Annotated in this window: 11 protein-coding genes and 1 tRNA gene; 4 read left to right on the top strand and 8 right to left on the bottom strand. The window is 65.4% G+C overall.

What is annotated here, in order from left to right:
* Positions 1-278 (bottom strand): hypothetical protein (locus tag RT97_RS12590; protein WP_042579123.1); only part of this gene is annotated, 278 nt, incomplete at its 3' end.
* A gap of 281 nt (positions 279-559) precedes the next feature.
* Here RT97_RS12590 and RT97_RS12585 point away from each other — a divergent pair.
* Entirely contained in the window at positions 560-1582 is a 1023-nt protein-coding gene (locus tag RT97_RS12585; RefSeq protein WP_042579122.1) for an SDR family oxidoreductase, read from the top strand.
* A gap of 37 nt (positions 1583-1619) precedes the next feature.
* Positions 1620-2426 (top strand): SDR family NAD(P)-dependent oxidoreductase, encoded by an 807-nt coding sequence (locus RT97_RS12580; RefSeq protein WP_042579121.1) that lies wholly within the window; start codon positions 1620-1622, stop codon positions 2424-2426.
* A 76-nt stretch (positions 2427-2502) separates the two neighbouring features.
* On the opposite strand, the gene RT97_RS12575 is transcribed toward RT97_RS12580, so the two are convergent.
* From RT97_RS12575 to RT97_RS12545, 7 genes are all read right to left on the bottom strand, one after another.
* Positions 2503-2578: transfer RNA gene (locus tag RT97_RS12575), tRNA-Thr, on the bottom strand.
* A 48-nt stretch (positions 2579-2626) separates the two neighbouring features.
* Positions 2627-3190 (bottom strand): ClpXP protease specificity-enhancing factor, encoded by a 564-nt coding sequence (locus RT97_RS12570; protein ID WP_042579120.1) that lies wholly within the window; start codon positions 3188-3190, stop codon positions 2627-2629.
* A 142-nt stretch (positions 3191-3332) separates the two neighbouring features.
* On the bottom strand, positions 3333-3944 hold the full coding sequence (locus tag RT97_RS12565) for a glutathione S-transferase N-terminal domain-containing protein (RefSeq protein WP_042579119.1): 612 nt from the start codon (positions 3942-3944) through the stop codon (positions 3333-3335).
* A 97-nt stretch (positions 3945-4041) separates the two neighbouring features.
* Entirely contained in the window at positions 4042-4827 is a 786-nt protein-coding gene (locus RT97_RS12560) for a cytochrome c1 (protein ID WP_042579118.1), read from the bottom strand.
* Positions 4828-4866: 39 nt separating this feature from the next.
* The gene (locus tag RT97_RS12555) at positions 4867-6303 is read right to left on the bottom strand and encodes a cytochrome b (protein WP_042579117.1); all 1437 of its coding nucleotides are present in this window, start codon (positions 6301-6303) and stop codon (positions 4867-4869) included.
* A gap of 14 nt (positions 6304-6317) precedes the next feature.
* Positions 6318-6935, bottom strand: a complete 618-nt coding sequence (petA, locus tag RT97_RS12550) for a ubiquinol-cytochrome c reductase iron-sulfur subunit (protein ID WP_042579116.1) — start codon at positions 6933-6935, stop codon at positions 6318-6320.
* Positions 6936-7124: 189 nt separating this feature from the next.
* Positions 7125-7862 (bottom strand): response regulator transcription factor, encoded by a 738-nt coding sequence (locus RT97_RS12545; RefSeq protein ID WP_042579115.1) that lies wholly within the window; start codon positions 7860-7862, stop codon positions 7125-7127.
* A 575-nt stretch (positions 7863-8437) separates the two neighbouring features.
* On the opposite strand from RT97_RS12545, the gene RT97_RS33810 reads away from it, so the two are divergent.
* Entirely contained in the window at positions 8438-11482 is a 3045-nt protein-coding gene (locus RT97_RS33810) for a beta strand repeat-containing protein (protein WP_253278217.1), read from the top strand.
* A gap of 159 nt (positions 11483-11641) precedes the next feature.
* Positions 11642-14149, top strand: coding sequence for a tetratricopeptide repeat protein (locus RT97_RS12535; protein WP_042579114.1), 2508 nt, complete (start codon positions 11642-11644; stop codon positions 14147-14149).
* The last annotated feature ends 21 nt before the right edge of the window (positions 14150-14170 follow it).

The raw sequence follows: 14170 nt of genomic DNA, 5'->3' as shown, positions 1-14170 counted from the left end.
AGCCGGTCGATCACGGTCTGCAGGGATACCGCGGCGGCGGCGCCCTGCGGGTCCAGCGGCGGGTGGAGGATGAGGTCGCCCTCTATCTTCAGCCGCTCCTGCCAGTTGCGGGCGCTCCGCTCGCCCAGCGGGGCGCTGGAGCCCTTGGCAATCAATTGGGAGAGGTAGCTCATGTGGGATGGCGTGAGGCCGTACTTGGCCGCGACCTTGCTGGAGCCGCCTTCGCCGTCGATAAAGCGGCGCAGCGCCGCGCGACGGGCTTCAGTCAGTTGATCCATTGCAATACTTTACTAAAGATAACTAAGTCAACTGGGAAAAATAACTGATCCCGATGGCGCAAAAGGCGCGCATTGTCGCCGTTGAATTGACTACTTTCTATTAACAAACGACTTGGCCATGGTCAAGCGGGCGCTTGCGTGTTCAGCGCTCGGGTGCAAGCCGCAAGCGCATGCCGTGACGGGCGCAGGTTCGGGACGCATTCCTACGCACGCCGGATCGCGGCGTTCTACGGTGGTTTTTCACAAGCAAATCACCCACCGCAAACGCAGGAGCACCGTCCATGGCATCCAATTCCGCCAGCACCGCCACGAAGCCGAAGACGCGCGAGAAAACCTCCGAGGTCGCCACCCGGCACCGCGCCGTACAGCGCGCACAGGATGCGAAAGATCGCGCGAAGCCCGCCGCCAGCAAATCGAAGAAGCAGGAGGCCGTGCAGGCCGGGCCGCGGCCGCAGCCGGAGAATCCGGTTCCCGCGCAGCACCTGCGCAAGCCCGGCAACGAAGCCGACATGGCGCTGCGCCCGCGCTTCGAGGCGCCCGACTACCAGGGCAGCAACAAGCTCAAGGGGATGACCGCGCTCATCACGGGCGGCGATTCGGGCATCGGGCGCGCGGTGGCCGTGCTCTATGCGCGCGAAGGCGCAGATGTGGCCATCGTCTACCTGGAGGAAGACGCCGATGCCGACGAGACGCGGCGCCATGTGGAGGCCGAGGGCGCGCGCTGTCTGCTCATCAGGGGCGACGTGCGAGACCCGGCCTTCTGCCGCGATTCGGTCGAACGCACGGTGAAGGCTTTCGGCAAGCTGGACATCCTCGTGAACAACGCGGCGTTCCAGCTGCATGCCGCCGCCATCGAGGACATCACCGACGAGCGGCTCGACCTGACGCTGCGCACCAACGTCTACGGCTATTTCCAGATGGCGCGCGCGGCCGTGCCGCACTTGGGCAAGGGCAGCTCGATCATCAACACGGGTTCGGTCACGGGCCTGGAAGGCAGTGCGCAGCTGCTCGACTACTCGACGACCAAGGGCGCGATCCACGCCTTCACCAAGTCGCTCGCGAGCAACCTGCTTGCCAAGGGCATCCGCGTGAATGCCATCGCGCCCGGCCCGGTGTGGACGCCGCTGAACCCGGCCGACCGCCCGGCCGAGGAGGTGAAGGACTTCGGCAAGAACACCGACATGAAGCGGCCCGCCCAGCCGGAAGAGCTGTCGCCCGCCTACGTGTTCCTCGCCGCGCCCAGTTGCGCCAGCTACATCACCGGCATCGTGCTGCCCGTGACGGGGAGCGTGGGCGCGGTGTGAGCGCGGCTTCGACAACCAACCCATCCAGGAGACCGACATGGAAACCACAGACCTTCGCCCCCTCGCCGTGGTGACGGGCGCCTCGTCCGGCATCGGATTTCAACTGGCGCTGCTCGCGGCGCGCAACGGCTACGACCTGCTGATCGGCGCCGACGAGCCTCTGGAGCAGGCCGAGACGGAGCTGCGCGTTCTCGGTGCGAACGTGGCATCGGTGCGCGCCGACTTCGCCACGCGCGACGGCGTCGATGCGCTCCTGGCCGCCACCGAGGGCCGTCCCGTCGAGGCGCTGTTCGCCAATGCGGGCCACGGCCTCGGGCACGGCTTTCTGGACCAGGACTTCCATGACGTGCAGCATGTCGTCAACACGAACATCACCGGCACCATCTACCTCGTGCAATGCGTGGGGCGCCAGATGCGCGAGGCGGGTCAGGGCCGCATCCTGATCACGGGTTCCATCGCGGGCTTCCAGCCCGGGAGCTTCCAGGCGGTCTACAACGGCTGCAAGGCCTTCATCGATTCCTTCGCGATGGCGCTGCGCAACGAGCTCAAGGGAACGGGCGTGTCGGTGAGCTGCCTCATGCCGGGCGTGACCGACACCCACTTCTTCGCGCGCGCCGACATGCTGGACACCCGCGTCGGCCAGCAGAGCGACAAGGCCGACCCGGCGGACGTGGCCAAGGCCGGCTTCGACGCGATGATGAAGGGCGAAAGCGGCGTGATCGCAGGATGGCGCAACAAGATGCAGGTCGCGCTCTCGCGGGTGATGCCGGGGCCGAAGCTGGCGGAGCAGCATCGCAAGCTGGCGGAGCCTGGGAGTGCGGAGCGGAAGACCGCGTTGTCGTAGCCGCCCTCATTCGACGCATCGGGCGCCCAAAGAAAAACCCTCCGGGCGGTGAACCACCGGGAGGGTTGTGAGGGTTTGGTGCCGCTTGTCGGAATCGAACTGACGACCTTCCGCTTACAAGGCGGGTGCTCTACCAATTGAGCTAAAGCGGCTGAATTTCTTCGGTGCGTGATTCTAGTGGCGGCGTTGCCGGCCGCTGTTTACTTGATGCGCTTGAGCGACGGCCGCGAACCGCCACCGGCCGGCGGGCGCGGCGGCTCGTCGACGGGGTCGGTGGCCGAGCTGGCCGGACCGGCGTCGATCACTTCGCCGCCGTCCTCGCCCGTGACCAGGTGGACGATCTTGCCGGCATCGCCTTCAGTGCCGCGCGAGGCGTCGCGCAACGGCATGCGGGCGGGACCCGTGGGCGAAGCCGGCGCATCGCCGCTATCGACCGCGGGCGCCGGCGCGGGAAACGCCATGCCTTGTCCGTTCTCGCGCGCATAGATCGCGATCACGCGTCCCACCGGCACGCTGATTTCGCGCGCACTGCCTGCGAAGCGGGCCTTGAACTCGATGAAATCGTTGCCCAGCTTGAGCGAGCTGGTCGCGTCGAAGCTGATGTTGAGCACGATCTCGCCGTTCTTCACGTACTCGCGCGGCACCTGGACGGTGTCGTCCACCTGCACCGCGACATACGGCGTGAACCCGTTGTCGGTGCACCATTCGTACAGCGCCCGGATGAGGTACGGGCGGGTGGAGGACGACTCGAGCGCGTTGATCATGAAAAATTTTCTACCGTGCAATCGCAAACTTCTGACTTTTCGCGGAACACCGCGGAACCGGCTTTGCCGGGCCGCTGGTGTTGCCCCCGGAAGGGGGTTGGCGAAGCGACACGAAGTGCGCGAAGCCTGGGGGAGAGCCTATTTACTTGCGCATGACCTTTTCGGACGGGGTGAGCGCTTCGATGTAGGCCGGGCGCGAGAAGATGCGCTCAGCGTACTTCAGAAGCGGTGCCGCGTTCTTGCTGAGGTCGATGCCGTAGTAGTCCAGGCGCCAGAGCAGCGGCGCGATGGCCACGTCGAGCATCGAGAAGTTGTCGCCCAGCATGTACTTGTTCTTGAGGAACACGGGCGCCAGTTGCGTCAGCCGGTCGCGGATGTGCGAACGGGCCTTTTCGATGGCCTTCTCGTTGCCCTTGGTGGTGCGGTTCTCCAACGTGGAGACATGCACGAAGAGTTCCTTCTCGAAGTTGAGCAGGAACAGGCGCACGCGGGCACGGTCGACCGGGTCGCCGGGCATCAGTTGCGGATGCGGGAAGCGCTCGTCGATGTACTCGTTGATGATGTTCGACTCGTACAGGATCAGGTCGCGCTCGACCAGGATCGGCACCTGGCCGTACGGGTTCATCACGCTGATGTCTTCGGGCTTGTTGTAGAGATCGACGTCGCGGATCTCGAAGTCCATGCCCTTTTCGAACAGAACGAAGCGGCAGCGGTGGGAAAAGGGGCAGGTCGTTCCTGAATACAAGACCATCATGGCGAGAGACTCCTAAAAATCAAAAAGAGTGGGTCGCGTTGGCAACCCACTCTGTGGGACCGGATGCACGAGGCATGACCGGTCGGCGTGGACGGAACTACTTGACGTCTTTCCAGTACGAGGCGTTCAGTCGCCACACAAAAACCACCGACATGGCCAGGAACAGCAGGACCCAGACGCCGATGCGGATGCGGGTGTTCTGCGCGGGTTCGGCCATCCACTGCAGGTAGCTCACCAGGTCGCCGACGGCATTGTCGTACTGCACGGGCGTCAGGGTGCCGGGGGTGGCTTGCTCCCACTTGCCCGTGAACACGTCGGTTTGATGGCCATGCTGCTCGACCTTGGCGTAGACCGGCCGGCGTTCGCCTTGCAGTTCCCACAGCGGGTTGGGCATGGCGACGCTCGGGAACACGAGGTTGTTCCAGCCGGTGGCCTTGGTGTCGTCGCGGTAGAAGGTGCGAAGGAAGGTGTAGAGGTAGTCGGCGCCGGTGCCGCCGTGGCCGGCACGCGAGCGCGCGACCAGCGTGAGGTCGGGCGGCGTGGTGCCGAACCATTCCTTGGCCTGGCGCGCGTCGATGTTGGCCTTCATGGTTTCGCCGACCTTGTCGGTCGTGAACAGAAGGTTGTCCTTGATCTGCTGCTCGGAGATGCCGATGTCCTGCAGGCGGTTGTAGCGCATGAAGGCCGCCGAGTGGCAGTTGAGGCAGTAGTTGACGAACAGCTTGGCGCCGTTCTGCAGCGACTGCACGTCGGTCGTCTTGTTGGGCGCCTTGTCCCAGGCCAGGCCGCCCGATTCGGCCGATGCTGGGGCCGAGAAGGTCAGCCCCAGCGCCAGACCCAAGGTAGCCATGACCGCGAGCCAGCCGGAAATTCTTTTCTTCATCGTGTTTCTCTCAAGCTCTTGCACTTCTCGTGTCTCGTCTCAATGCGCGGCGAAGACCACGCGCTCGGGCACGGGCTTGAATTCGCCCTTGCGGCTCCACCAGGGCATCAGGAGGAAGAAGCCGAAGTAGAAGAGCGTGCCGATCTGCGAGATGGTCTGGGCGATGTCGAGGGCGAACGAGCCGATGACCAGGTTGCCCCAGACGCCCGGCGGCTGGATGCCCAGGTAGCCCAGGATCAGGAAGAAGAAGACGAACACGCCATACACATACTTGTGCCAGCTCGGGCGATAGCGGATCGACTTGACTTCGCTGTGGTCCAGCCACGGCAGGAAGAACAGGATGATGACCGAGCCGCCCATCACGACCACGCCCCAGAACTTCGCGTCGAAGGCCTTGAGCAGAAAGATGGCCACGGCCGCCACGACGACGATCGCGATCTTCAGTGCCGTGCCCGACTTGCCCTTGACGAAGTTCAGGATGGCCGCCGCGCCGATGATGAGGGCGAACACGTTCACCATGTCGTCTGTCGTTGCGCGCAGCATCGAATAGAACGGCGTGAAGTACCAGACCGGGGCGATGTGGTTGGGCGTCTTCAGCGAATCGGCGGGGATGAAGTTGTTGTACTCCAGGAAGTACCCACCGGCTTCGGGCGCGAAGAAGATCACCGCCGAGAAGATCGTGAGGAACACCACCACGCCGAAGATGTCGTGCACCGTGTAGTACGGATGCGACGGAATGCCGTCCAGCGGATGGCCGTCGGGGCCGCGGTTGGCCTTGATCTCGATGCCGTCGGGGTTGTTGGAACCCACTTCGTGCAGCGCGATCAGGTGGGCCACCACGAGGCCCAGCAGCACCAGCGGCACCGCGATCACGTGGAAGCTGAAGAAGCGGTTCAGCGTGGCGTCGCTCACCACGTAGTCGCCGCGGATCAGGAGGGCCAGGTCAGGACCGATGAACGGGATGGCGGCGAACAGGTTCACGATCACCTGGGCGCCCCAATAGGACATCTGGCCCCAGGGCAGCAGGTAGCCCATGAAGGCTTCGGCCATGAGGCAAAGGAAGATCGCGCAGCCGAACACCCAGATCAGCTCGCGGGGCTTGCGATAGCTGCCGTACATGAGGCCGCGGAACATGTGCAGGTACACCACGATGAAGAACGCCGAGGCGCCCGTCGAGTGGATGTAGCGGATGAGCCAGCCCCAGGGCACGTCGCGCATGATGTACTCGACCGATGCGAACGCCTGGTTCGCGTCGGGCTTGTAGTGCATCACGAGGAAGATGCCGGTGACGATCTGGATCACCAGGACCAGCATCGCCAGCGAGCCAAAGATGTACCAGAAGTTGAAGTTCTTCGGCGCGTAGTACTTGCCCCACTGGTCGTTCCAGAGCTTGGTCAGCGGGAAGCGGTTGTCGACCCAGTTGAGCAGCTTCGCGCCGGCGGGCGCGTTGGGGGAAATTTCGTGGTATTCAGCCATGTTCTTCTTCTGCCTCAGGCCTTCTTGGAGTCTTCACCGATCAGGAGCTTGGTGTCCGACAGGTACATGTGCGGGGGCACAGGCAGGTTGTCGGGTGCGGGCTTGTTCTTGAAGACGCGGCCGGCCAGGTCGAACGTGGAACCGTGGCAAGGACAGAGGAAGCCACCTTCCCAGTCGGCCGGCAGCGAGGGCTGCGGTCCGGCCTGCAGGCGATCCACCGGCGAGCAGCCCAGGTGGGTGCAGATGCCCACCACGACCAGCACCTCGGGCTTGATCGAGCGGTGCTCGTTCTGCGCGTACTTGGGGGTGAATTCGTCGGGGTGACGCTTGGAGAGCGGATCGGCCAGCTGGCCGTCCAGCTTGGGCAGTTCGGCAACCTGCTCGGGGCTGCGCTTGAGGATCCAGACCGGCTTGCCGCGCCATTCGACGGTCATTTTCTCGCCGACCTTGAGCGCCGAGATGTCGACTTCGACAGCGGCGCCGGCGGCCTTGGCCTTCTCGGAAGGCTGGAAAGTGCTCACAAATGGAACTACGGTGGCCACGCCACCCGCTACGCCGGCACAGCTGGATGCGATCAACCACGTCCGCTTGCTTGTGTCGATCCGGGGCGAGCCGGAGGTCATGTCACTCATGGGGATCCTCTTGTCTTCTTCGCTGGAGCAGGGGTCAACCCGCGATTGTAGCGGGCCGCTGGAGGGATATTCAATGGGCGCCATGCGCGTGGCCGGCGGCCGATGATCGGCGCGGCGCGTCCGCGGAGCGCCGGCCATGCGAAGGCGGCAACGGTGGCGAGGGCGGCAAGGCCTCTCGCCGGACGGACTTCAGTTCAGGAGCCCGTGCTGCGTCGCTTCGTGGACCGCCTGGGTACGCGACTTGACCGCCAGCTTGCGATAGATGCTCTTGGCGTGGAACTCGATCGTGTTGACCGACAGGTACACCGCCTCGGCGATCTGCCGGTTGCTCCAGCCCTGTGCGATCAGGCGCAGCACCTTGAGTTCGCGCGGGGACAGCAGCGCCGGCACCGACCGTGGCGCCGCGGCGTGTTCGGCGCGCCCCTCGGTCCGCGGCTCGGTGCGGATGGGCTCGATCGTGCGCGTCTTGGCCGACGCCGCGATCAGCCCGAGGATGCGCCGCGCGACACGCGAGTCCATCGGCGCGCCGCCGCGCTCGATCGAGCGCAGCAGGAACGACAGCTCGGCATCGTCCGCCTCGGTCAAGAGGTAGCCGATGGCGCCCGCTGAGATTGCGGCGTTCACCAGTTCGTGGTCGTCGGACGGCGACATGGCGATGGTCTCGATGTGCAGGTAGGTCCGGCGGATGTGGGCGATGAGCGAGACGCCTTCGCTGCGCGGCAGGCGCATGCCGACCAGCACGAGGTCGTAGGGCAGCGAGGCCAGGAGGTTGCACGCCTCGGCGCGCGTGGAGGCCACCACGACGCGGCGGCCCGGCGCAAGGTTGCCCAGTATGCGACGCATCCGGTCGGCCACTGCGGGATCGTCCTCGACGATCAACGCGCCATGAAAGATGCTCACGTACGACGGCTGGGACGCCGAAGGCATCGGTGCTGTTCTCGCAGGGTGACAGGAAAGATTGATGGCCACGCTCGTCCCTCTTCGCTACGCAAGGTAGCTTCCAAATGTTGACTTTCGTTTCAGATGTCGCAGGAACGATGCCCGCGCAGAAACACGTCAACCGGAACCCGAGAGCCAAAGCCAGTAGCGCTTTGATTTCATTGGGAAATCTGTCGAAAAAGGGACGCTGACCACCCTTTCGACACGGCCTTTCCGAGGTCGCTTTTGCGGCGTTGTTACGTGCCTGTGACGACCGGTGTTACGTAGCACCGGGCCACGCGGGACACGCCGGAAAACGCCGCGCAACCAGCCCATCCCATATTCGCGTGATGCCCGCGAAACCGCATGGGTACTGGGTTTGCGCGCCATGCCAGGTTGCCGGCCGCGTATCGGCCGACCCACATAACCAAAGAACTACTGATACCGGTGATGTTCACCAAAGCACTCGATTCCTAGCATCCGTTGCATTGGGTAACTCAATGAAACCCAACCCTGCTTCGAGGCTGCGAGGGACATGTCGGGCTCGCGAAGTTGTCATCGATCCATCAAGGAAAACAGTCCAAATGACTACACGCAAGAACGCCGGTTCGGTTCGCACCATCACCATCAACCGCTACACGGGTGTCAGCCGCGTCCTCGCTTCTGTCCTGGTGGGTGCCGGCTTCGTCATGACGCTGCCTGTGGCCCAGGCGCAGGTCACCATCGGCGGCAACAACATCGCCACACCCGGCAATCCCAATCCGCTGAGCAACAACAACGGCGTCCTGGTTGCGACCAACGGCGGCATCAGCACCAACACCCTCAGCACCGTCAACGTGACGGCATCGCGCGGCACGATCAATACGCTGAGCGCAACCAGCCTCAGCGCCGGCACCGTCACTGCCACCAGCGTCAGTGCGACCAACGTGTCGGCCACCAACGGCACCGTCACCAACCTGAGCGCAGGCACCGTCAATGCCGCCAGCGTCAGCGCAACCAACGTGTCGGCCGCCAACGGCACCGTCACCAACCTGAGCGCCGGCACGGTCAACACCGCCAGCGTCAGCGCAACCAACGTGTCGGCCAGCAACGGCACCATCACCAACCTGAGTGCCGGCACAGTCCGGACCAACAGCGTCAGTTCGACCAACGTGTCGGCGACCAACGGGACCATCACCAACCTCAGCGCCGGCACCGTCAACACCGCCAGCGTCAGCGCAACCAACGTCTCGGCCACCAACGGGACCGTCACCAACCTGAGCGCCGGTAGCGTCAACACCGCCAGCGTCAGCGCGACCAACGTGTCGGCCACCAACGGGACCATCACCAACCTGAGCGCAGGCACCGTCAACACCGCCAGCGTCAGCGCGACCAACGTGTCGGCCACCAACGGCACCATCACAAATCTGAGCGCCGGTACCGTCAACAGCGCGAGCGTGAGCGCGACCAACGTCTCGGCCACCAACGGCACCATCACAAATCTGAGCGCCGGCACCGTCAACGCCGCCAGCGTCAGCGCGACCAACGTGTCGGCCGCCAACGGCACCGTCACCAACCTGAGCGCCGGCACCGTCAACACCGCCAGCGTCAGCGCGACCAACGTGTCGGCCGCCAACGGCACCGTCACCAACCTGAGCGCCGGCACCGTCAACACCGCCAGCGTCAGCGCAACCAACGTGTCGGCCGCCAACGGCACCTTCACCAACCTGAGCGCCGGCACCGTCAACACCGCCAGCGTCAGCGCAACCAACGTGTCGGCCACCAACGGCACCATCACCAACCTGAGCGCAGGCACCGTCAACACCGCGAGCGTCAGCGCCACCAACGTGTCGGCCACCAACGGCACCATCACCAACCTGAGCGCAGGCACCGTCAACGCCACCAGCGTCAGCGCCACCAATGTGTCGGCTACCAATGGCACCATCAACAACCTGTCCACCACCAGCATCTCGGCCAACACGGGCACGATCAACACGCTGAGCGCGACCAGCATCACGGCCGGCACGGTCAGCGCGGGCAACGTGACCACCGGCAACCTGTCGTCGGGCAACGGCACGATCCAGTCGCTCACCTCGACCAACATCCTGGCGACCGGCGTGACCTCGACCAACGTCGTCGCGACGGGCCTCACATCGACCAGCGTCCTGACGACCAACCTGACGGCCAACACCGGCAGCATCTCGACGCTCACCTCGACCAACGTCAGCACCACGCAGCTGACGGCATCGAACGGCACGATCAACACGCTGAGCGCGGCCAACGTCAGCACGACCAACCTGTCGGCTTCCAACGGCACGATCAACACGCTGAGCGCAGCCAACGTCAGCACGACCAACCTGTCGGCTTCCAACGGCACGATCAACACGCTGAGCGCGGCCGCCGTCAGCACGACCAACCTGTCGGCCTCCAACGGCACGATCAACACGCTGAGCGCGGCCAACGTCAGCACGACCAACCTGTCGGCTTCCAACGGCACGATCAACACGCTGAGCGCAGCCAACGTCAGCACGACCAACCTGTCGGCCTCCAACGGCACGATCAATACGCTGAGCGCAACCAACGTCAGCACGACGAACCTGACGGCCAATGCCGGAACGATCAACACCCTGAGCGCGACCAACGTCAGCACGACGAACCTGACGGCCAACGCCGGCACGATCAACACGCTGAGCGCAACCAACGTCAGCACGACGAACCTGACGGCCAACGCCGGCACGATCAACACGCTGAGCGCAACCAACGTCAGCACCGCGAACCTCTCGGCCAGCAACGGCACGATCAACACGTTGAGCGCGACCAATGTCAGCACGACGAACCTGTCGGCGGCCAATGGCACGATCAACACGTTGAGCGCCACCAACGTGAGCACCACCAACCTATCGGCAGCCAACGGCACGATCACGAACCTGTCGGCCAGCCGCGGCACGATCAACACGCTGAGTGCCACCAACGTCAGCACCACCAACCTGTCGGCAGCCAGCGCAACCATCAATGCACTGACCGCCAACACGGTTGCCGCAACCACGGTGAACGCCAGCACCGTCAATGCCAGCACGGTGAACGCCAGCACGGTGAACGCCACCACGGTGAATGCCACCACGGTGAATGCCAACACCGGCAACTTCCAGACGCTGACGGCGGCCAATGGCAACATCACGGTGCTGAACACGCAGACGGGCAACATCACGACGATCAACGCGGTGACCGGCAACGTCACCACCTTGAACGCAGGCACGGTGAACGTCACCGGCAACGTGACGGCCGGCGGCACGGTCACCGCGGGCAACGGCATGGTCGCCAACGGCCGCGTGCAGAACGTGGCACCCGGCATCCTGCCGACGGATGCCGCCAACGTGTCGCAGTTGAACCAGGTGCGCAGCGAGGTGCAGGACATGCGCAAGACGGCGAGCACTGGCGCGGCGATCGCCCTGGCGGCCGCCTCGGTGCCGGCGCTGGAAGCGGGCAAGAGCTTCGGCATCGGGGTGGGCGTGGGCTCCTACGACGGCCGCTCGGCAGTCGCCGCGGCAGCCAGCTTCCGCCTGAGCGAGTCGGCCCAGATCAAGGTGAACTTCGGCAGCGGCAACAACGGCAAGGTCGGCGGCGGCATCGGCGCCTCCTGGTCCTGGTAGTCCGCCTCGGAGGCACCCGAGGCGCCAATGCGCGAGGGGTGCTCCAACGCATGAAATCGAAGGCCGGCACCTATACTGGGTGACCGGTCTTTTTCGTTGCAGCAAGGGTCGGGGCCAGTGTCTTCGGCAGCCCTCCCGATCCGTCCATCACACGGCCACATGACCACTTCTTCCATCGCGCCAGCACCCGTCCCTTCCGAAGACGTCGAGGACAACGCGCCTCGCCTGCTGGAGCAAGGCCTCGTGCTGCACCGCCAGGGCCTGTTCGCCGAGGCGCTGAAGGTCTACGAAAAGCTGCTCGCCCGATTTCCCGCACACGCCGACGCGCTGCACCTGACGGGCGAGGCGCTGTACCGGCAAGGCCGCCCGCGGCTCGCGCTCAACTACGTGAACCGGGCGATCGCGCAATCGGCGCATCACTTCTACTTCAACACCCGCGCGACGATCTTCATGCACCTGGGCTTGCTGGCCGAAGCGCAGCAGGACCTGCGCCGCGCGATCAAGGCGTTTCCGAACTACCCCGAGGCGTTCGTGAACCTGTCGGCGGTCTACCGCCAGCAGAAGAAATTCCGGCAGGCGCGCGAGGCCGCGGCCGATGCCACGCGCCTCGCGCCGCAGGTGCCCGCGGCATGGAACAACGCCGGCGCGATCGATATGGAGCAAGACCGCTTCGACGAAGCCGTCGTGCAGTTCCAGCAGGCCCTGAAGCTCGACGCGAACTACACCGCCGCCCACAAGAACATCGGCAAGATCCGCGCGCACCAGAAAGACTGGGCCGGCGCCCTCGCCTCGCTGGAGCAGGCCGCGGCCGACCCGCGCGACTTCGAGGCCTCGTACCTGCTCGCCAGGGCGCTGCTCAGCGCCGGCCGCACCGAAGACGCCATCGCGCCCATGCAGCACGCCATGCGCAACTGGCCGGCCGTCGAGCGCCGCAAGGCGCTGTCCGATCCGGAAGGCGTGGCGGCGCTCTATGGCGTGTGCGGCGCGCTCGAGGGCGTGTCGATGCGCTTTGCGGAATCGGCCGAGCTCTACCAGCTCGCGCTCGACAGCCTGCCGGAGCACGAGTTGCTGCTGAACAACCTGGGCACGGTGAACTTCCGGCTTGGCCATTTCGACACCGCCATCGAGGTGCTCAAGAAGGCGCTCGCAGTGCACCCGAAGCAGGTGCTCGCGCGATGCAACCTGGGCGTCACCTATGTGATGGCCGGCCAGTCGGAGGCTGCCATCGCGGAGTTCGAGCAGTGCCTGCGCGACGACCCGAACTTCATGCCCGCCATGGTGTGGATGCTGGGCGAGAAGGCCCACATCGCCGACTGGCGCGGCGTGCCCGAACTGCGCGAGCAGATCGCCGCGCACCTGGACAACCCGGGCAACGACCAGACGGTGTCGTCGTTCATCCTGATGTCGAACTACGACGACGCGCGGCGCCTGATGGCATGGACTCAGCGGTCCGCCACGCTGGCCGACAAGAGCGCGGGCATCAAGCCTTTTTCCGATGCAGCGGACGCGGGCGTGCGCCGCACCTCACCGCGCATCCGCGTGGGCTATTACTCGTTCGACTTTCGCAACCACCCGGTCGCGCACCTCACGGCCGAACTCTTCGCGCGGCACGACCGCAAGGACTTCGAGGTGTTCGCGTACTCCTACGGGCCCGACGACGGCCACCCGGCGCGCGCGCGCATTGCCGCCGCCGTCGAGCATTTCGTGGACATGCAGGGCCAGTCGATCCAGCAGATGGCCGAGCGCATCCGAGAGGACGAGATCGACATCCTCATCGACCTCTCGGGCGACACGCGCGGCGCCAAGCCGCAGGTGATGGCCTACCACGCGGCGCCCGCGCAACTCATGTGGCTGGGCTACATGGGCACCAGCGGCACGCCGAACTACGACTACCTGGTGTCCGACAACTTCCTCTCGCCGCCGGGCACGGAAGACTGCTACTCCGAGAAGCTGCTGCGCCTGCCCGAGACCTTCCAGGTGATCGATTCGCAGCGCCCCACCAGCCCCGCGAGAGCCACGCGCGCCGACCACGGGCTGCCCGAGGACGCCTTCGTGCTGTGCAACTTCTCGCAGTCGTTCAAGATCCAGCCGGAGACCTTCGCGGCCTGGGTGCGCATCGTGCAGCGCATTCCGAACGCGGTGCTGTGGCTCGCGCAGGGCCCGGGCGGCTTCGAGCCCAACCTGCGCGCGCAATGGGAGGCCGCGGGCCTGCCGGCCGGGCGCCTCGTCGTCTCGCCGCGCATGCCGATCGACAGGCACCTGGCCCGCATCGGCCTGGGCGACCTGTTCATCGACACCTTCCCCTACAGCAGCGGCGCGACGGCCAACGACGTGCTCTGGGCCGGCGTGCCGCTGCTCGCGCTCACCGGCACGACGATGGTCTCGCGCATGGCGGGCAGCCTGCTGGGTGCCATCGGACTTCCGGAGCTGGTGGCAACGAGCCACGACGAGTACATCGAGAGGGCCGTTCACTACGCCACGCATCCGGACGAACTGGCGGCGCTGCGCGCCCGGCTGGCCGAGGCGAAGGCCGCGCGCCGCGGCTATTTCGATACGCCGCGCTTCGTGCGGCACCTGGAGGACGGCTTCCGGCAGATCGCTGCGCGCAGCCGCGACGGCCTGCCGGCTGAGCACATCGCCGTCGCCCTGCGGCCGCTGGAGAAGTGAGCAATCGCGGGCATACTCGGC

It is taken from the genome of Variovorax paradoxus, assembly GCF_000834655.1.
GTDB lineage: Bacteria > Pseudomonadota > Gammaproteobacteria > Burkholderiales > Burkholderiaceae_C > Variovorax > Variovorax paradoxus_F.
Note: the sequence above shows the minus strand (reverse complement) of the source record. Positions and strands in the feature narration are given on the sequence as shown.